This is a genomic window from Cognatundibacterium luofuense, from assembly GCF_018139685.1.
Classification (GTDB): domain Bacteria; phylum Pseudomonadota; class Gammaproteobacteria; order Burkholderiales; family Burkholderiaceae_D; genus Undibacterium; species Undibacterium luofuense.
The window spans coordinates 1-288 of record NZ_JAGSPN010000612.1 but is presented as its reverse complement, the minus strand read 5'-3'; the positions used below and the strand labels follow the sequence as shown (position 1 = coordinate 288).

At 51.0% G+C, this 288-nt stretch carries 1 pseudogene; it reads left to right on the top strand.

Annotated features, from left to right (window positions below):
* Positions 1-3 precede the first annotated feature (3 nt).
* Positions 4-288, top strand: a pseudogene (locus KDM89_RS21865) (bifunctional metallophosphatase/5'-nucleotidase); the annotation flags it as partial.

Genomic DNA, 288 nt, shown 5'->3' with positions numbered 1-288 from the left:
GCTCTGTTCCCTGGCCTGATCCTCAGTGGCTGTGCCAACAATAATTCCAGCTCAGCCACCACTGAGGCCGAAACGATTCCTGAGGGAACCATCGTCAAAGTCTCGTTACTGGAAACCACCGATTTGCATCAAAACATCTTGAGCTACGATTACTATGGCTTGAAAGCTGACACCAGTATCGGTTTGGAGCGTACCGCAGCCCTGATTCAGTCTGCACGCGCGGAAAACCCAAATACCGTATTACTCGATGATGGCGATGTCATTCAGGGTACGTTACTGGGTGACCAG